The organism is Rhodothermales bacterium (assembly GCA_034439735.1).
Classification (GTDB): Bacteria; Bacteroidota; Rhodothermia; order Rhodothermales; family JAHQVL01; genus JAWKNW01.
This window is the reverse complement of the sequence record JAWXAX010000286.1, coordinates 1-17,367: the sequence shown is the minus strand read 5'-3', so window position 1 is coordinate 17,367 and position 17,367 is coordinate 1. Positions and strand designations below refer to the sequence as shown.

At 64.5% G+C, this 17,367-nt stretch carries 17 protein-coding genes; 8 read left to right on the top strand and 9 right to left on the bottom strand.

Annotated elements, in window-relative coordinates:
• The first annotated feature begins 268 nt into the window (after nucleotides 1-268).
• Nucleotides 269-1,264: an aldo/keto reductase gene (locus SH809_19890; protein ID MDZ4701982.1), complete on the top strand. Its 996-nt coding sequence runs from the start codon at nucleotides 269-271 to the stop codon at nucleotides 1,262-1,264.
• A 1-nt stretch (nucleotide 1,265) separates the two neighbouring features.
• Here SH809_19890 and SH809_19885 read toward each other — a convergent pair whose 3' ends face one another.
• From SH809_19885 to SH809_19875, 3 genes are all read right to left on the bottom strand, one after another.
• Nucleotides 1,266-2,549, bottom strand: a complete 1,284-nt coding sequence (locus SH809_19885) for a copper oxidase (protein ID MDZ4701981.1) — start codon at nucleotides 2,547-2,549, stop codon at nucleotides 1,266-1,268.
• 6 nt (nucleotides 2,550-2,555) lie between these two features.
• Nucleotides 2,556-3,959 carry a TolC family protein gene (locus tag SH809_19880; GenBank protein MDZ4701980.1) on the bottom strand — a complete coding sequence of 468 codons (1,404 nt, stop codon included), beginning with the start codon at nucleotides 3,957-3,959 and terminating at the stop codon, nucleotides 2,556-2,558.
• A 238-nt stretch (nucleotides 3,960-4,197) separates the two neighbouring features.
• Nucleotides 4,198-4,620, bottom strand: coding sequence for a hypothetical protein (locus SH809_19875; GenBank protein ID MDZ4701979.1), 423 nt, complete (start codon nucleotides 4,618-4,620; stop codon nucleotides 4,198-4,200).
• Nucleotides 4,621-4,717: 97 nt separating this feature from the next.
• Here SH809_19875 and SH809_19870 point away from each other — a divergent pair, with 97 nt between their 5' ends.
• The 5 genes from SH809_19870 (at nucleotide 4,718) to SH809_19850 (ending at nucleotide 9,011) form a co-directional block, all read left to right on the top strand.
• Nucleotides 4,718-5,380: a hypothetical protein gene (locus SH809_19870; protein ID MDZ4701978.1), complete on the top strand. Its 663-nt coding sequence runs from the start codon at nucleotides 4,718-4,720 to the stop codon at nucleotides 5,378-5,380.
• Between the two features lie 57 nt (nucleotides 5,381-5,437).
• Nucleotides 5,438-6,394: a glycoside hydrolase family 130 protein gene (locus tag SH809_19865; protein ID MDZ4701977.1), complete on the top strand. Its 957-nt coding sequence runs from the start codon at nucleotides 5,438-5,440 to the stop codon at nucleotides 6,392-6,394.
• 165 nt (nucleotides 6,395-6,559) lie between these two features.
• A complete protein-coding gene (locus tag SH809_19860; GenBank protein MDZ4701976.1) occupies nucleotides 6,560-7,060 on the top strand; it encodes a hypothetical protein in 501 nt (166 codons plus the stop codon).
• A gap of 22 nt (nucleotides 7,061-7,082) precedes the next feature.
• The gene (locus tag SH809_19855; GenBank protein MDZ4701975.1) at nucleotides 7,083-8,159 is read left to right on the top strand and encodes a hypothetical protein; all 1,077 of its coding nucleotides are present in this window, start codon (nucleotides 7,083-7,085) and stop codon (nucleotides 8,157-8,159) included.
• Between the two features lie 105 nt (nucleotides 8,160-8,264).
• Complete coding sequence (locus SH809_19850) at nucleotides 8,265-9,011, top strand: TerC family protein (GenBank protein ID MDZ4701974.1); 747 nt, start codon at nucleotides 8,265-8,267, stop codon at nucleotides 9,009-9,011.
• 23 nt (nucleotides 9,012-9,034) lie between these two features.
• On the opposite strand, the gene SH809_19845 is transcribed toward SH809_19850, so the two are convergent.
• The 3 genes from SH809_19845 to SH809_19835 are packed head-to-tail and all read right to left on the bottom strand — an operon-like array spanning nucleotide 9,035 to nucleotide 10,135.
• Nucleotides 9,035-9,454: a hypothetical protein gene (locus SH809_19845; protein ID MDZ4701973.1), complete on the bottom strand. Its 420-nt coding sequence runs from the start codon at nucleotides 9,452-9,454 to the stop codon at nucleotides 9,035-9,037.
• 52 nt (nucleotides 9,455-9,506) lie between these two features.
• A complete protein-coding gene (locus tag SH809_19840; GenBank protein ID MDZ4701972.1) occupies nucleotides 9,507-9,833 on the bottom strand; it encodes a hypothetical protein in 327 nt (108 codons plus the stop codon).
• Nucleotides 9,834-9,853: 20 nt separating this feature from the next.
• Nucleotides 9,854-10,135, bottom strand: a complete 282-nt coding sequence (locus SH809_19835) for a sigma factor-like helix-turn-helix DNA-binding protein (GenBank protein MDZ4701971.1) — start codon at nucleotides 10,133-10,135, stop codon at nucleotides 9,854-9,856.
• 452 nt (nucleotides 10,136-10,587) lie between these two features.
• Between SH809_19835 and SH809_19830 the strand changes: the two genes are divergently transcribed.
• Nucleotides 10,588-13,938, top strand: coding sequence for an aminotransferase class I/II-fold pyridoxal phosphate-dependent enzyme (locus SH809_19830; GenBank protein MDZ4701970.1), 3,351 nt, complete (start codon nucleotides 10,588-10,590; stop codon nucleotides 13,936-13,938).
• A 25-nt stretch (nucleotides 13,939-13,963) separates the two neighbouring features.
• Entirely contained in the window at nucleotides 13,964-15,028 is a 1,065-nt protein-coding gene (locus SH809_19825; protein MDZ4701969.1) for a hypothetical protein, read from the top strand.
• Between the two features lie 63 nt (nucleotides 15,029-15,091).
• Here the strand turns inward: SH809_19825 and SH809_19820 are convergent, their stop codons facing one another.
• The 3 genes from SH809_19820 to SH809_19810 form a co-directional block, all read right to left on the bottom strand.
• The gene (locus tag SH809_19820; protein ID MDZ4701968.1) at nucleotides 15,092-15,892 is read right to left on the bottom strand and encodes a dienelactone hydrolase family protein; all 801 of its coding nucleotides are present in this window, start codon (nucleotides 15,890-15,892) and stop codon (nucleotides 15,092-15,094) included.
• A 79-nt stretch (nucleotides 15,893-15,971) separates the two neighbouring features.
• Entirely contained in the window at nucleotides 15,972-16,349 is a 378-nt protein-coding gene (locus SH809_19815; GenBank protein ID MDZ4701967.1) for a cytochrome c, read from the bottom strand.
• 5 nt (nucleotides 16,350-16,354) lie between these two features.
• Nucleotides 16,355-17,367, bottom strand: a 1,013-nt coding sequence (locus tag SH809_19810; protein ID MDZ4701966.1) for a sulfite oxidase, incomplete at its 5' end; no start/stop codon positions are given.

Below are 17,367 nucleotides of genomic sequence, written 5' to 3'. Positions count from 1 at the left end.
GGCGCGGTCGATCCGCGTCGAGGCGCGGGATGGGATGGGAAGGGTGTATTCGGCGGAGATGTAATCCCTATTGTCACCCCTAGCGAAGCCGAGGGGCCTCCTTGAGCCGAGCGTAAGCCATCCTGAAGGAGGTCTCTCCGCTGCATCGCCACTGACGTGGCGATTCCGGTCGAGATGACACTAAAAAAGTCTCTCCGCTACATCGCCTCCGACGTGGCGATTCCTGTCGAGATGACAAAAAAAAACTATGACAACAACCCTGTAAACCATGCAACACCGCACCCTCGGCGCCACCTCCCTTTCCGTTTCCGCCCTCAGCTTTGGCGCCTGGGGCATCGTGGGCGGCCTCAACTGGGGCCATCAGGAGAAGGCCGACTCACTGGCGGCGCTGCGCGCGGCGTACGACGCCGGCATGACGACCATCGACACCGCCGAGATGTACGGCAACGGGTACTCCGAACAGCTGATCGGCGAGGCGCTGGGCGATGTGCGGGATCAGCTCGTGATCGCGTCCAAGGTTGTGCCGGCGAACTTCGCCGAGACTGACCTCCGCGCCGCCTGCGAGCGAAGCCTCACGAACCTCGGCACGACATGGATCGACCTCTACCAGCTCCACTGGCCCAACTGGGAGATGCCCATCGAAATCCCCATACGTACGCTCGAAGCGCTCAAGCAGGAGGGCAAGATCCGGGAGTACGGCGTGTCGAACTTTGGGCCGCTGGACCTGCGGGACGCGCTCCGCGCCGGCTTCACGCCGGCGAGCAACCAGGTCGCCTATAGCCTCCTATTCCGGGCCGCCGAGTACGCCATCCAGCCGGCCTGCCTGGACGCCGGCGTGTCCATCCTCTGTTACTCCCCCCTCCTGCATGGACTCCTCACCGGCAAGTTCAATCAGCCGTCGGAAGTACCGGAAGACCGGGCCAGGACGCGCCACTTTTCGACGGGTCGCTGGGCACAGGTGCGCCACGGCCAGCGCGGCTTCGAGGACCTGCTGTTTAACACCATCCAGGACATCCGGACCATTGCCGAGGGAGCCGGCGAGCCCATGGCCGACCTCGCGCTGGCCTGGCTGCTGAGTCAACCCGGTGTGGCATCCGTCGTCGTCGGAGGCCGCAATGCCGGGCAGGTGCGCCGCAACGTCCGCGCCGCCGAGCTGGTGCTGTCGCCCGACATCGCCGGCGCGCTCGACGACGTCTCGACCGCCCTCAAGGAGGCCATGGGGCCGAACCTGGACATGTGGCAGGCTACGCCGCGAATCAGGTAGGCTACACCTCAACCCCATCTCGCCGCATCGCCGCCTCGTCCGCCGGCGCGGCGACGGTGCCGGCGGGGTGGTCGTACCAGCCGGGGTCTGCGCCGTCGGGCGGCAACTCCTCCCGGATCTTCACCAGGGTAAACATCCCCCCCATCGCTACATACCCGAACGGCCCCGGGGCGCCGCGCATGGCGATGCTGTTCGCCGGAGCCGGCATGTGGCCGTGTTCGAGGTGCTCGCCGTGATCGGCCATGCCGGTATCGCCCATCGTCATGTAGCCCGGCAGCAGCGGGCGCACCGCCTGATTCAACCCATCGACGTTAGCCCCGATCAGGTTCGGCAGGCCGTGGCCCATCTGGTTCATCACGTGGTGCGTCATGTGGCAGTGCAGCGCCCAGTCGCCGGGGTTGTCCGCCACGAACTCGACGTCTCGCGTCGTCCCGACGGGCACTAACACGGTGGTTTCGGGAAACTGCGCCGAGGCCGGAATCGGACCGCCATCGGTGGCGGTGACGGTGAGGAAGTGACCGTGGAAGTGGATCGGGTGGTGGTGCATCGCACTCAGGTTGCCGATCCGGATTCGCACTTTTTCGCCCCGGCGGGCGAGCAGGGCGTCGGTCCCTGGAAAGGAGCGCGCGTTGAGGGTGAGGATGTTGAAGTCGATCATTTCGTTCGGGTCCGGCCGCGATGTCCCCACATCCACCCGCCACTGGCTGAGGAGGAGGACGTAGTCGCGGTCCACGCGCGGCGCCAGCCGGCGTGGATGAAACACCATCATCCCCATCAACCCCATCCCCATCTGCACCATCTCGTCGTGGTGGGAGTGGTACATAAACGTGCCGTGCTGGCGGACATCGTACTCGTACATAAACGTCTCACCCGGCGCGATCGCGCGTTGGTTGAGGCCGGCCACCCCATCCATCCCGTTCGGGAGCAACACCCCGTGCCAGTGCACGGACGTCGCCGCCGGCAGGCGGTTGGTGACGTAGATCCGGATCCGATCCCCCTCGACGGCCTCGATCGTGGGACCGTGCACGCGGCCGTTGTAGCCCCAACAGGTGGCAGAGAGGCCCGGCGCGAACTCGTGCCAGACCTCCTCGGCCACGAGGTGGAAGACCTTTACGCCGTCGACGATCCGCCACGGCAACGAGGCGCCGTTGGGGGTCACGACAGGGGTATAATCGGCGCCGGGAAGCCCGGGCCGGGAGGGTGCGGCGCCGGCGGTGGGCACTACGAGCGCGCTACCCAGGGCAGCCGCGCCAGCGAGAAGCATTTCGCGTCGGGAGATGGACATGGGGTGTCAGTGGATTCGGGTGACGGGGAGAACAGGAACGGTGGATGGGGATGTTGACGCGCCGGCCTCGGACGCGCCGCCCTGCAGGAGAAGGTTGTAGCGAGTGCTGGCGAGATGGTAGGCGTGGAGCGCGTCCAGGTAGGCCGTGCCGGCCTCGATCTCCTGCCGGCGGGCATCGAGCAGCTGGAAAACGCCGACTTGCATGGCGTTGTAAAGCTGCTGGGTCTCGGCCGTGACCTGGCCGGCGATGGGTAGGATGATCTCGCGGTACCGCGACGCCGTTTCGTGGGCGAGGCGGAGGGCTTCGCGGGCGATGCGGGCCTCGGCGCGGACCTGCGCGGCCTGCTCCAGGTACCGGGCCTGACGCCGGCGCAGATGCGCCGCGGCCATCGCCTTGCGGGCCTGGCCGCGGTCGAACACCGGCACCGGCAGCGCCACGACCGGGCCGGCCTCCCAACCGCCTTCGCGGACCGCCTCGGCGCCCACCGACAGCGCCGGCACCAGGGCCGAGGCGTTCGTGGCCCGGAGCTGGCGACCCAGGGTTTCGATCTCCTGCCGGCCGGCCGCGAGCGTAAGGCTCGCAGTGAGCACCGCCTCGGTGAAAGCCGCCGAGTCCGTCGGTAGCGGATCGGGGTCGGGCAGGCGGTCGTCGACCGACCACTCTTCGGGGTCGACGCCCAGCAACACCTGAAGCCGTTCGCGACGGATCAGCCGGCCGGACTCCGCCGCGTCAAGGGCCGTCAGCGCCTGTTCGCGGGCGAGCTGCTCGGCATGCAGATCCACTTCCCGGATGTTGCCGGCTTCGCGAAGGCGCACCGCCACCTCTAGCGCGGCGTCGGAGGCCAGGGCGACCTGCCGGCGGAGGACCGCGTGCGCCTCGGCGGCCTGGAGGTCGTAGTAGGCGACACGGACGCGGCTGGCCAGTGCAAGCGCGGCGCCGGCGACCCGAAGCTGCTCCGCATCGAGCGCCGACGCGGCCACGGCGCGACGGAGGGGGCGGTAGAGCAGATCCAATACATCCATCGACAGCCCAAAGCCGAGGTCGGGCGCGTGGTCGTCTTCGAGCGGGTAGCCGATGTGTGCTTCGACGACCGGATTCGAGAGCAGGCCGGCCTGGAGCAGGTCCGCCCGGGCGATGCCTAGAGACGCGAACTCGGCCTGAAGGCCAGGGCTGGCGAGCAGGGCGAGTTGGACGGCCTCGTCGGCCACGAGGCCGTCGGCAAGCAGCGCCACGGTGCGTTCGGCGAGGAGCGCCTCTTCGGGACGGTCGATGACGGCGAGGCCGGCGCGGTCCGCCACCTGCGCCTCGACGCTGGAAAAACCCGCGTCGCGGGGCACGCTGGCGCAGCCGGCGGCCAGAACAACCAGCGCGACAAAGCCGGCCGGCGTGTGGAGGAAAGGTATGGGCATGGGGAAAAACCTGAGCCTGAGATGAGGTAGTACCAAGACGCGCCCTGGAGGGGATGTCACGCTGAACGACGCCGAAGTGAGCTGCCCGGGATGTATAACTCGGGCGAGTCGGACGGCCCTTGCGGCCCTTGCTTCATCCTCTCCACGGTGATTCGGGAGGTCCTTCGACAAGCTCAGGATGACCAACAGTTAACCAATCCAGATACGCAAGCAACAGCCTATTCGGTGGCCCCAGTCTTCAGATTAGGAGTTGCGAGTATCTCAGATGGCGGGCCGGCCCGGTGGGATCGGGCGGGTCCGTGAGGCGGGAAGGGAGAGCGGTAGTGGGATGGGAGAGGGAGGCCGCCGGCTCGTACGCAATCGCCGCGACATGGGGCTCGGGGAGCTGATTTGCTACGACGACTGGCGCCGGCGCGACGCGCCACGCGCAACAGGCCAGTGCTAGCCCGGATTCAACGGGTACAAAAGCGGATGTGTCTACTGGCACATCTACCGAATCCGAAACCACGGTTGCGCCGTGGCAGGGCGGCTGGGACGCGGCCATCGCAAGGGGCTCGTTTACCTCCATCATCCGGCACGCATGCAGCACCGACGGCAGGACGCCGGCGGCGAGCAGGGTAGCGGCATACAGGAGAGCCGGCCAGGAAGCGAAGCGGCGCATCGGCGTGAAAGACAGTTGCGTGAAAAGCGGGTACGGGCGGGGCATGATGAGGTTCCATTTGCCGGAGTCCGTGCAACTCTGATTGGGATCCGCTATCATGCGCTGGAATTCTGGATTTGTCGCACGGGCCATGCTCACCATTGAACCCTACCCCGATCTTCAGCCGGCTGTCTTCATCGCCGACTGGCCGGCGCCGCTCGGAGAACTCCCGCCGGCCGGCTGGCTGGCCGACTTGATGCGACTGGACGCTCCCGCCCCGATCCAGCGATCGGAGGCTGTGCGTGGCGCCGTGCGCGACCTGCTCCGCCATCGCGGCTACAAACCCACGGGGCGCGGCAAGCCGGCGTCCGAGTACCTCGTCAAAGCCGCCGAGGAAGGACCGTTGCTGCCCATTAACCTCGCCGTCGATGCCTGCAACGCCGTGTCGCTGCACAGCGGGTTGCCGATCAGCGTGATCGATCTGGGACGGGCTACGCTGCCGTTGCGGATCGCGCCGGGTGAGGCCGGACAGGCGTATGTGTTTAACGTCTCCGGCCAGGCAATCGATGTCGAGGGGCTGCTGTGCCTGCACGACGGTGCCGGCCCCTGCGCCAACCCGGTGAAGGACGCCCAGCGCACAAAGACGCACGCCGGCACCTTGCGGACGCTGACGGTGATCTGGGGCGTTGAACCCCTCGCCCACCAGACCGAAAATGCCCTCGCCTGGTACCTGGCGTTGCTCATCCGCCTGGAGGCTAAAGTGGACGTGTTGGTGGGATGAACACTTGGACACGAGGTATCGTGTCCATGCGGGATAACGTAAAAACGGACAAACGTGATGATTCGATTACTGCTAGTAACCATCCTCCTCGCCGGCTGCGGCGCACCGCCGGCGGCCGACCCGGATGCATGGATGATCGGGCCGTTCGAGAAATACGCCGGCAACCCGATCCTCATGCCGCAGGGCGCCACGTGGGAGGCGAAGGACCTGTTCAACCCCGCCGCGTGGAGCGACGGCGAGACGATCCATCTCCTCTATCGCGCCGAGGACTCCAGCGGCATCGGCATCTGGAACGGGACCTCGCGTATCGGGCTGGCCACCAGCACCGACGGGATCGCCTTCACCCGTGAGCCGGAGCCCATCTTTGGGCCGGCGGATCCGTGGGAGCTGCCGGGTGGCACCGAGGACCCCCGCATCGTCCGCATTGACGGCACATTCTACCTCACCTACACCGGCTACGACGGTGAGACAGCCCGGATGGGCATCGCCACCTCGCCGGACCTCCGTACCTGGACGCGGCACGGCCCCACGTTCCCCGAGCGCGGATGGACCAAGTCCGGCGCCATCCTCCCCGAACCCATCGATGGGAAGTACTGGATGTACTTCGGCGACACGAACATCTGGGCGGCACATTCGACCGATCTGTTGAACTGGACGGTGGTCGAAGAGCCGGCGATCCGCCCCCGCCCCGGCATGTTCGACAGCCGGCTCGTCGAACCCGGGCCGCCCCCGATGCTCACCGAACACGGCATCCTGTTGCTGTACAACAGCGCCGACGACAGCCTCAAGTACGCGGCCGCGCAGGCCCTGTTCGACCCGAAGAACCCCGCCCAGCTCATCGCTCGATCCGACGAACCTTTCCTCCAGGTCACCAATGAACTCGAGAAGTCCGGCCAGATCGCCAACGTCGTCTTCGTCGAGGGCCTCATCGAGTCCGAAGGCATCTGGTACCTGTATTATGGCATGGGGGACTCCGGCATCGGCGTCGCGACGGCGCCGGCCGGGAATCGCTAGGCCACACGACCGACGAAATCCCGGAACGAATGGTCGCCGCGCGGAAAGCCTTTCAGGCGGGGGTCCGGCAGGAATTCAACCGCGACAGCGAATGGTGAGCCGCCGGCGCGCTGGCACCACGCTTGCCTGCCCGGGTGGGAATCCTCATCCACCCGAGCCCGCGCCATGCCGCCGACAGCACCGCATCCTGCCCCGTCACGCGCCACGAAGCAGGACATCCTGCGGTATTTCCTGGCGTTTCTGCTGTTTTTCCTGATGGTCGTCCCGTACTGGAATCGGGGCCCTGTTTGGTTATCCCGTCCGGATACGTATACGCGGGGCATGATCATCAAAGGGGAGTTGGAAGGACGCTCCCTTGATGCCAATGGCATCGCGTGGCTGTATCGGTACAGTGCCCATGAACTAAAGCCCGTCATCAACCCGTTCGCGATCCTGTTTAACCAGTATCGGTATCGGTTCACCCCCGAGGCGTTCGAGGTGGTGGTGGGCGCCGGCGAGACACCGACGACCGAGATCTCCGCCACTCCGTTGCGCGAGTTTGCCGTGTATCAATCCGGCCGGTATGTCTACCTGCGCATCGAACCCAACGGCACCAACCGGGTGTTGTATGCCAAAATTTCAGGCCGTGAGCTAGAAAAATCGCTGGAGACGTATATTCGGGATTGATCCACCCAGCCCGGTTGACACCATGAAAGGACTACCTCGTGCCGGCATTGCACGCTACGCGACGCTGTGCGCGGTCCTGTTTACAGCCCTCTCCGCCTGTTCTCCGCCGCCTGTTCTGCCCGAGATGTCGCCGCAGGTGAGCGGCGTCGATGCCCTCTTTATCGGCATCAGCGCGGTCGATGAGCACATCGTATGGCTGAGTGGCGTAGACGGTCTTTATGCTCGAACGACGGATGGCGGCGCCACCTGGCAAACCGGTGTCGTTCCGGGGGCGGACTCCCTCCAGTTTCGCGATGTACATGGCGTCGACGACCGCACGGCCTATCTGTTGAGCATCGGCAGCGGCGACGACTCGCGCATCTATAAAACGGACGACGCCGGCCAGAACTGGACGCTCCAGTTCGTCAATGCCGAGCCGGCCGGCTTTCTGGACTGCATGGATTTCTGGGACGCCGACAGCGGCATCGCCTTCAGCGACGCCGTTGATGGCCAGTTCTACCTGATCACCACCTCAAACGGCGGGCAGAGATGGAGCCGGATTCCCCCCGGCAACCTGCCTCCCGCGCTGCCCGGAGAAGGTAGCTTCGCCGCCAGCGGCACCTGTGTACAGACCATCGGGAGCCAGACGGTGGTCGTAGGCACGGGCGCCGGCGGAAAAGCGCGTTTCTTGCGCTCGGACGACAGGGGCGCTACCTGGCGCATCGTCGAGACCCCCGTCGACCACAGTTCTCCCACGGCGGGCCTCGCGTCGGTAGCTTTCTCGGACGGCCGCCACGGCGTCGTCGCGGGCGGAGACATGGCGTCTCCGGACGCGCGCCAGAACAACATCGCGGTGACGTCCGATGGAGGCGAAACGTGGAACCTCGCCACCGCTCCGCCGTTTTCGGGCGCGATCTACGGCATCGCGTTCGCCCCCGGTACGTCTACTCCAACCCTGGTGGCCGCCGGCCCCCGTGGCCTCGCCGTCACCCTGGATATGGCCCACACCTGGACGTTGCTCGATAGCCTGAACTACTGGACGGTCGGCTTCGCCCCCAACGGCGACGGCTGGGCTGCCGGCATGGGGGGCCGCGTCGTTCGCCTCCAGTTTCCCCGTTAATCGACCGAGACACGATATATCGTGTCCCTACGGTCCAAAACCGGGCGTTTTCGATCGCTTTCAGGGTGCCTCGTTACGTCACCATCAACTCATCCCACCGGCTACATGGATTGGTTTTCATCTCCCGATGCCTGGATCGCCCTGCTCACGCTGACGTCGCTTGAACTGGTGTTGGGCATCGACAATATCGTATTTATCTCCATCCTCGCCGGCAAGCTTCCTCAGGCACAGCGCGAAAAAGCGCGCTTCCTGGGCCTGGGGCTCGCGATGGTGTCGCGGATCGCGCTGCTGTTCTCCATCGCCTGGGTGATTCAACTCACGGCGCCGTGGTTCACCATCATGTCGAATGAGATTTCGGGGAGGGATCTCATCCTCATCATCGGCGGCTTCTTCCTCATTGCCAAAAGCACCCACGAGATCCATCAGAAACTCGAAGGGGATGAGACCGCTTTGTCGGCCGCGTCCGCGCCGTCATTTCGGAGCGTGCTTATCCAGATTATGCTGCTCGACCTCGTATTTTCGCTTGACTCCGTCATCACGGCCGTAGGGATGGTCGATGAGATATCGATCATGATCATCGCCGTCATGATCTCCGTGGCGTTCATGATGTTCTTCGCTCGGAGCCTCAGCGAATTCGTCGAACGCCGGCCCACGATCAAGATCCTCGCCCTCTCGTTCCTGCTCCTGATCGGTGTCGCCCTGATCTCGGACGGTCTCGATCACCACATCCCGAAAGGCTACATCTACTCGGCGATGGGCTTTTCCATCTTTGTCGAGCTGATCAACCTGCGAGCCCGCAAGAAGCCGGAAGTCGAGCCCGTGAAGCTGCGTGAGCCGTATGTTCAGCACTGAACTCGTCCCACACGCGCATACCCTTACTCCTTCTTTTTCCGCATGGCCGCCCAGGCGTCCAGGTTTTCGCGGATGAATTCGCCGAAGTCCTCGATGTCCTTGGCGGACTGGCGCCAGAAATCCTTGAATGACTCGGTGTCGAAGGCAGCGCCGTAGATGCGTTCCCACTTCGTGCCGCCCGACGCAATTTCGTCTTCGTAGAAGGCGGCCAGTTGCCGGCAGGCCATGGCCACGACGGTGAGGTTGGCGTCCTCCCCGAGCGGGTCGAACACACTGGAGACACCCTCGTCGATCTCGATGAGCCGCTCGAGCACCTTGTTGTACTGTTTGACGCAATAGGCGATGCTTTCGGCATCCGAGCCGGCCCACGCCGCCTGCTGCGCCATCCGCGCGGTGCGGCGGAGAACGTTGACGAGTTTTACGATTTCCTGGTCGCGTTCCATAAGGCAGCTAGAAAGGATATGAGTTAGAGGGTGACGTTACGCGTAACGCAAATCACAAAGAGGCACACGTCAGGCGTTCGCCCGGCGCGAAGAGGCGGTCGAACCACTCGCTGAGCCAGTCGGCCGAACGGGTGGTGCTGAGTTGCACGAGCAGGTCCCGTCCGCGCATGCGGACACTTCCCGGGCCGGCGCTGTCGGGTAGCGGCGTAAATCCATCCGTAAGCTCGGGTTCGAGGGCGCGGACACGGTTGAGGAGGCGGTTATACTGCCGGACGCAGTGGGCGTGTACGGCGGCGTTGGGATCGGCGATGAGGGCATAGCCGGCGTCACTGACGAGTTGCGCTAGCACGTTGGCGAGTTTATCGATCGGGTCGGTCATACAGGTCGGTCAAAAAGGCGTCATTCGGGATCGAGGCGGGCGAGGGCTTCCTTCAGCAGCGTTCTGCCGCGGTGCACCCTCCACTTGACGGTCGAAACAGGAATGTCGAGGAACGATGCGATACGTCGTAGCGGCGTATCGTCCAGGAAACGAAGGCGGAGGACCTCCGCGTAGTCGGCCGGCACCAGGCGCAATACCGCCGGCCGATACCGAAGGGCCAGTTCGTCGAACGCCCTCAGATCGCCTAGGATCGCCGCGACCACCAGCACTTCGTCGGGCGATTCCCGCGGGTTCGCACTCATGCGGATTCAGGGATCTCGAACATCCAACTACCTTCTAGATACCGCCGGCGGCGAAAAAGTTAGCAACGATGTCATTTTCTTTACGTGTTGTTCGGGTTTCGCACCACGCAGGGTGTTTATTTTCAAGGAGATACACCGTGTGCCGGACCTTAAATCTTCCGCTAATAATGGCCCAATCCGGCGGCACGGCATTCTTTATTGGTGATGATGGCCTATTTTAGGGTCCATTCTTTTGAACCTCCTGCCCGCTTGCCGTTTCCGTGTTCGTACCCATCCAAAGGGGATCGGCGCCACGGCGTACGGTGCGCCCGGTGTGGAAGATGCGCCGAGGGCGCCGTCCCACCTCCCCTGCTTTGCTCCCGCGACACGCGCGGTCACGTGCCGGCCGCCGTGAGTACGTCTTTCCAGGTGATCGGACACACGCAATGAGCGACCCCAAAACCGCCAACTCCATGAATCCCACCAGCCTCGTTGATATCCTCCGCTGGCGAGCACTGCATCAGCCTGAACGACTTGCGTACACCTATTTGATCGACGGCGAGATCGAGGGCGATCGGTTCACCTACGCCGAACTCGATCGGCGGGCGCGGAGCATCGCGGCGAAGTTGCAGACCATGGGTGTGGCGGGGGAGCGGGTGCTGTTGTTGTATCCGGCCGGCATCGATTACATTGCGGCGTTTTTTGGCTGCCTGTACGCCGGCGCGATCGCCGTGCCGGCCTATCCGCCGCGCAAGAACCGTTCTATGGGCCGGATCGAAGGCATCGTCGGCGATGCGGACGCGCGGATCACGCTCACGAACGATCTCATCATCGGGGACATCGAGGGTCGCTTCGAGGAAGACGAAGCGCTGAAAGGAATGACGGTGGTGTCGACCGACACGATCCCCCTTGCACTGGCCGATGCGTGGACCGACCCCGGCGTCGGCGAGGACACGATCGCGTTTCTGCAATATACTTCCGGCTCCACCGGCACGCCGAAAGGCGTGATGGTGAGCCACGGCAACCTGCTGCACAACGAGGGCCAGATGGAGGCCGCGTTCGGCACCAGCGCGGACTCCGTAGTCGTCGGCTGGCTGCCGTTGTACCACGACATGGGGCTCATCGGCAACATCCTGAACCCGCTCTACCTCGGGTACCCCTGCTACTTCATGGCACCCGTCGCCTTCCTGCAGAAACCGGTACGCTGGCTCGCGGCTGTTTCAAAATACGGAGCAACGATCACAGGAGGTCCGAACTTCGCCTACGACCTGTGCGCCCGCAAGATCGCACCGGAAGACCGCGTCGGGCTCGATCTTAGTCGGCTCCAGACGGCCTACAACGGAGCCGAGCCGGTGGCTTCCGACACCCTGGACCGGTTCACCGAGGTGTTTACCCCGCACGGCTTCTCGGCGACCAGTTTCGTGCCGTGTTACGGTCTGGCGGAAGCCACCCTGTTTGTCGGCGCCAACCCGGTCGGAACGCCGGTACACCGCCTCCGCGTACGCGGCACCGCGCTCGAACAGAACAAGGTGATCCTCGCGAAAGGGACGGTGGAGGACGAACGCATCCTCGTGAGCTGCGGTCAGTCCTGGCTGGGGAATACCATCCAGATCGTCGACCCCGAAACGGGCGTCCGCCGGCCCGACGGCGCCGTCGGCGAGATCTGGCTTTCCGGCCCGAGCATGGCGAAAGGCTACTGGAATCGCGGCGAGGAGACCGAGCGTACGTTCCACGCGACACTCGCCGAAACGCCGGGAGTGGACTACATGCGCACGGGCGATCTCGGATTCGTCCTGGCCGGCCACCTCTACGTCACGGGCCGTCTCAAGGATCTGATCATCATCCGCGGCCGCAACCACTACCCGCAGGACATCGAGAAGACGGTCGAAAACAGCCACCTCGCCCTCGAACACGGCGCCGCCGCCGCATTCTCCATCTCGGTCGATGGCCAGGAGAAGCTGGCCGTGGCGATCGAGGCGAAACGAACCCACATGCGCGGCCTGAATGTCGAGGAAATCGCCCGCGCGATCCGCAAGGCGGTCTCGGAAGTGCACGAACTCCAGGTCCAGGCCATCATGCTGCTGAAGCCGATGAGCCTGCCGAAGACATCCAGCGGCAAGATCCAGCGGCATGCGTGCCGGACCGGTTACCTCGCCGGCACGCTGGACGTGATCGGGCAGCATGCCCTCGAAACACGCGCCGAGGAAGAAGAAGAAATGACCGAGGCGTTTCTGGACCGCGGCGCGCTCGCCAACCTGCCGCACGCGGAGCGCAAGACGCTGGTGTCGTTTTTCCTCCAGCAACTGGTCGCCAAGGCCCTCAAGATGCCCTTTACGAGCATCGACCCGAACCAGTCGCTCAGCGTGCTCGGCCTGGATTCGCTAGATACCGTCGAGCTGAAGCTCGAAATCGAGCGCAACCTGAAGGTCACCGTCCCGATGGACGAGGCACTGAACGACCTCACCGTGTCCGAACTGGCCGATAAGCTCTCGTACCAGTTCACTGGCGCGCCGGCTCCGGCCCCCGCGCCGGCGTCGAAGAAGGCCGAAAAGAAGGACCTGTTCGAGAAGTGCGACACGGACGGCGGCTACTTCGGCAAGTACCGCCAGCAGAAGGACCAGTACTTCACCCAGCCGATCCTGGAAGGCACGCCGGCGCCCCGAATGAAATTCAAGGGGCAGGAAGTGGTCGTCTGGTCGATCAACAACTACCTCGGCCTCATCGGCGACCCGACCATCCAGCGCGCGGCCGAAGAAGCCGTCCGCCAGCACGGCGTGTGGTCGCCCATGGGGTCGCGCATGCTTTCCGGCAACACCGAGCGGCACCTCGAACTCGAGCGCCGCATGGCCCGCTACCTCCAGAAAGAGGCGTCTATCGTCTTCAACTACGGCTACATGGGCGTGATGGGGACGATCGACGCCGTCGTGGACGGCAACGACTCGATCATCATCGACAGCCTCTCGCACGCCTGCATCGTGGACGGTGCGCTCGTCGCCTCGAGCGGCAAACCGTTCCGGGTCTACCGCCACAACGACATGAACAGCCTGGAGGAACAGCTCCAGAAGGTCAACGAGACCCGCAAGGGCGGCGTGCTGGTCGTCACGGAAGGCGTGTTCGGGATGACGGGCGACATGGGCCGGCTCGACGAGATCTGCGCGCTGAAAAACCAGTACGGTGCACGCCTCTTCGTCGACGACGCCCACGGCTTTGGCATCATGGGCAAGACGGGCGCCGGCGTCGGAGAGTTGCTCGGGTGCCAGGATCAGATCGACCTCTACTTCGGCACCTTCGCCAAGTCGTTCGCGGCCATTGGCGGCGTCACGGCCGGCGACGAGCGGGTGATCGACTACGTGCGTTACAACGCGCGCACCCAGATCTTCGCCAAGAGCCTCCCGATGATCTACGTCGAGTCCGTCATGGCCGCGCTGGACATCGTCGAAAACGGGGACGCGCTCCGCGAACAGATGTGGCGCATCACCCACAAACTGCGCAATGGCCTGGTGGAGCTGGGCTTCAACGTCGGCGCCACGGCCTCCCCGATCACGCCGGTGTATATCCCCGCCGGCGACGAACGGACGGCTACCGAAGCGATGCATCTGCTGCGCACTAAATGCGGCATCTTCGTGTCGGCTGTCAGCTACCCGGTGGTCCCGAAAGGCGTCGTCCTGTTCCGGATGACCTCCACGGCTTCTCATACGGACGAGGATGTTGACCGGACCCTGGAGGCCTTCAAACTGCTGCGCGACCAGCTCAACCTGGAGCCGGCGTCGGGCGATGGCTACGTCTATACCGTCCCGGGCGACCTCGTGGAACCGACGCGCTGACGTACACCTCCCTACCCTCTCGTTCATGAACGCCCGCATCAATGGCATCCAGCAGGTAGGTATCGGCATTAGCGACATGGCTACCGCCTGGGCCTGGTACCGAAGCCATTTCGGGATGGACATCCCGGTCTTCCAGGAGGCCGCCGATGCGCCCCTCATGCAGGCATTCACGGGGGGCGTCGTGCAGTCGCGCAATGCGACGCTGGCGATCAATCTCCAGGGCGGCGGGGGGATGGAGATCTGGCAGTTCACAAGCCGGACTCCAACGGCGCCGGCGCAGCCCATCCGCCTGGGCGACTACGGCCTCTTTGCCGCCCGTGTCAAATCCCGCGATATCGCCGCTTCGCACCGGCAATACGCCGCCGCAGGGCTCGCCGGCCTGACACCGGTTCTGAACGACCCCGCCGGCCGGCCGCACTTTTTTGTGTCCGATCCGTTCGGCAATCGGTTCGACATCGTCGGCTCCGACAGCTGGTTCTCACACGCCAACCGGCATCTCACCGGCGGGGTGGCCGGTTGCATCATCGGGGTATCGGATATCGATAAGGCGAGGACCCTCTACAGCGGCGTGCTGGGTTATTCGCGGGTCGTGTACGAGGCGGAAGGCGTGTTCGAGGATTTCGCCGGCGCACGTCCCGAAGGGAATACCCGTGTGCGCCGTATCCTCCTCGCACAGGAAAACCAGGGCCGGGGCGGGTTCAGTCCACTATTCGGCGCAACGCACATCGAACTCGTCAAAGTGCTGGACCGATTCCCCGTGCCGGCCTTCAAGGATCGGTTCTGGGGCGATCTCGGCTTCATCCACCTTTGCTTCGACGTTCACGGCATGTCCGCCCTTGAAGAGTGCTGCAAAAACGCCGGCTTCCCCTTCGTCGTCGACAGCATGAACTCGTTCGACATGGGCGAGGCCAGCGGGCACTTTAGCTACATCCAGGACCCCGACGGCACCCTCATCGAGTTCGTCGAGACCCACCGGGTGCCCATCATGAAAAAGTGGAACTGGTACCTGGACCTCCGTAAACGCCCCGTGGACAAACCCCTGCCGCGGCTGCTGATTCGGGCGCTCGGGCTGAACAGGGTGTCCGATTAAGGTAAAAGGGAAAAGGAAAAAGGTAAAACCTGTTTTTCCTTTTTCCTTTTCCCTTTTACCTTTTCAAAGTCCCGCCAGGATCTTCAGCCAGCGTTGCCATGCCTGCTCGAAGGCCCGTTTATTGGGGTCAGTGCCGGCAGGGTCCTGGCCGTCGCGCATGAAGCCATGGCCTGAATCCGGGTAAAGCATGGGCTGATACATCTTGCCGGCATTCCGCATGGCCGTCGCCGTAGTTGGGATCGTTGCATTGATGCGGGGGTCGTCGCCGCCGTAGAATCCGTAGACCGGCGCCTGGATGCGCTCGAAGCCTTCCGCTGGCGGGCCGCCATAAAATACCATCGCGGCCTTTATATCAGATTGGTTGGTGGCGAAGCGTAGGGCCTGCTCGCCGCCCCAGCCGAAGCCAGCGACCGCCACTTTGCCGTTCGCCGCCGGCATCGCACGCATATAGGCCGTCACCGCCGCAAGGTCGTTCGTCACGACGGCGGGATCGAGCCTGGAGATCCCCAGGCTGACGTCGTCCTCCGAGGCAAAGGATTGCGTGTTGCCGCCGTCGGGGCCGGCGCCCGAGAGCAGGTCGGGCGCGATGGCGATGTATCCTGCCTCGGCGAGCCGGTCGGCCACGCCGCGGACCCAGTCGCTTAATCCCCAGTTCTCGTGGATCACCACCACGGAGAGCGCCTTTTCAGCGCCCTCAGGAAACACGACGAAGGCATCGACCTGGCGATCGCCGGCCTGAACGGTCACCCATTCCTGCTGCCGGGGTGAGTTGTCGAGACGCTCGAGGACGTAGCTTTGCGCCTGGGCGCTCGAGGCAACGGCCCAGAGGAGGAGTAGCGTGGTAAGCCGTGACGCGTAACGCATATCGGGATGCAGGTTGTAAGGTGTTCGGTGGTAAGATAGGGGTGTGAGTACGCGAATCTCAACAGGGGCTGACGGCTTTTCAGGGCGCCCCGCGCGCCAGGACCAGGGAGATGCCGGCCGCGTCCGACTCGGTAAAGACGCGGCTTGAATCCAGAAATCCCCCGCGGACGAGCAGGTAGGCGGTGATGTCCACATACTGTTCATACGGCAGCGTATTACCGGCTTGATAAGGCATGTTGCGTCGGTTGTAAGCCAGGAGTGTGGCGGCCGAGAGCCGCGTGGCAAGCACTTCGCGTTTGAGGCGCGGGCCGATACCCTGTTCGATCTCGTGGCAGGAGGCACAGTAGCTGGCATAGGCGGCCTGCCCCCTCTCCTGCTGGGCGCGGGCGTCGGCGGCAGGGTCCGCGCAGCCGATTCCCGAAAGGACGATCCCCAGAAGCAAGACATACTCCTTCATGCGACTCACGCCACCGTGATTGGGTGCGCCAGAGGAACGTTGTAAAGATACCCCTTTTCGTTGAACGGCACCTCCTCCGGCTGCGAATTGCCAGCAGCGTCGGTCGCCCGGGTGCGCAACGTGTGGGCGCCGGCGGCCGGCTCCCACTCGAATTCGAAGCGTCGCCAGGCGTATTGCATCGGCGGATCGATGAGGCGCGCCGGCTTCCAGCCGCCCCCGTCGTTCCACTCCACCGTCTCCACAGGCCCCTGTGGGGAGAAGGCGTAGCCCCGCAGCAGCTGCCGACCCGGCGCGAGCGTCGCCGGCCAGGGGAGGATGAGGATGCTCTTGATGGACTGCTCGGTGATGATCTTGCCGTCCGCCTCGCCCTCTTTCGGGTAGGCGTCGCCAATGAGGACGTAGGACGTCGTCACGTTTTTACTCCACACCGGCTGCGTGTGCGCCTCGATGCGGCCGAGCCACTTGACCTGGTTGCTGCCCACCCATCCCGGGACGATCGCGCGGACGGGGAAGCCGTGATCCTTCGGAAGCGGCGCCCCGTTCATTCGGTACGCCAGGATCGTATCCGGGTCCATCGCCTTTTCGAACGTCATCGGCCGGCGGAAGCCGCCTTCGGGCGCCTCGGTGTCCAGCCCGATCATCTGGATGTGCGCCGCCTGATCCGTCACGCCGGCGCGCGTCAGCACGTCCCGCAGCGCCACTCCCTCCCAGATCGCCATCCCGACGCCGCCGCGCTGCCATTGCGTCCCTTCCGCCGGCTGCCCCATCGTGGAGGCAAAAAACCCGCGCTGGTTGCCGCCGCATTCGAGGTAGGCGTAGACCGTGTGGACCGGCATCGCCAGCAGGTCCGCATACGAAAGCGACAGCGGCGTCGTGACGGCGTCACCGGCAACTTCCAGGCGGTAGCCGGCGGCGTCGACTTCGATGCTGTAGGCGTTGTTGCGGACAAAAAACAGTTCGTTCGGGGTGAGATACCCACCGAGTGATTCGATCCGAGGCTCCAGGCTGAGTTCACCGT

What these genes read in the sequence shown, in the direction of transcription:
- SH809_19890 (MDZ4701982.1), top strand. Translation starts at nt 269, where the DNA reads ATGCAACACCGCACCCTCGGCGCCACCTCCCTTTCCGTTTCCGCCCTC.
- SH809_19885 (MDZ4701981.1), bottom strand. Translation starts at nt 2,549, where the DNA reads ATGTCCATCTCCCGACGCGAAATGCTTCTCGCTGGCGCGGCTGCCCTG.
- SH809_19880 (MDZ4701980.1), bottom strand. Translation starts at nt 3,959, where the DNA reads ATGCCCATACCTTTCCTCCACACGCCGGCCGGCTTTGTCGCGCTGGTT.
- SH809_19875 (MDZ4701979.1), bottom strand. Translation starts at nt 4,620, where the DNA reads ATGCGCCGCTTCGCTTCCTGGCCGGCTCTCCTGTATGCCGCTACCCTG.
- SH809_19870 (MDZ4701978.1), top strand. Translation starts at nt 4,718, where the DNA reads ATGCGCTGGAATTCTGGATTTGTCGCACGGGCCATGCTCACCATTGAA.
- SH809_19865 (MDZ4701977.1), top strand. Translation starts at nt 5,438, where the DNA reads ATGATTCGATTACTGCTAGTAACCATCCTCCTCGCCGGCTGCGGCGCA.
- SH809_19860 (MDZ4701976.1), top strand. Translation starts at nt 6,560, where the DNA reads ATGCCGCCGACAGCACCGCATCCTGCCCCGTCACGCGCCACGAAGCAG.
- SH809_19855 (MDZ4701975.1), top strand. Translation starts at nt 7,083, where the DNA reads ATGAAAGGACTACCTCGTGCCGGCATTGCACGCTACGCGACGCTGTGC.
- SH809_19850 (MDZ4701974.1), top strand. Translation starts at nt 8,265, where the DNA reads ATGGATTGGTTTTCATCTCCCGATGCCTGGATCGCCCTGCTCACGCTG.
- SH809_19845 (MDZ4701973.1), bottom strand. Translation starts at nt 9,454, where the DNA reads ATGGAACGCGACCAGGAAATCGTAAAACTCGTCAACGTTCTCCGCCGC.
- SH809_19840 (MDZ4701972.1), bottom strand. Translation starts at nt 9,833, where the DNA reads ATGACCGACCCGATCGATAAACTCGCCAACGTGCTAGCGCAACTCGTC.
- SH809_19835 (MDZ4701971.1), bottom strand. Translation starts at nt 10,135, where the DNA reads ATGAGTGCGAACCCGCGGGAATCGCCCGACGAAGTGCTGGTGGTCGCG.
- SH809_19830 (MDZ4701970.1), top strand. Translation starts at nt 10,588, where the DNA reads ATGAATCCCACCAGCCTCGTTGATATCCTCCGCTGGCGAGCACTGCAT.
- SH809_19825 (MDZ4701969.1), top strand. Translation starts at nt 13,964, where the DNA reads ATGAACGCCCGCATCAATGGCATCCAGCAGGTAGGTATCGGCATTAGC.
- SH809_19820 (MDZ4701968.1), bottom strand. Translation starts at nt 15,892, where the DNA reads ATGCGTTACGCGTCACGGCTTACCACGCTACTCCTCCTCTGGGCCGTT.
- SH809_19815 (MDZ4701967.1), bottom strand. Translation starts at nt 16,349, where the DNA reads ATGAAGGAGTATGTCTTGCTTCTGGGGATCGTCCTTTCGGGAATCGGC.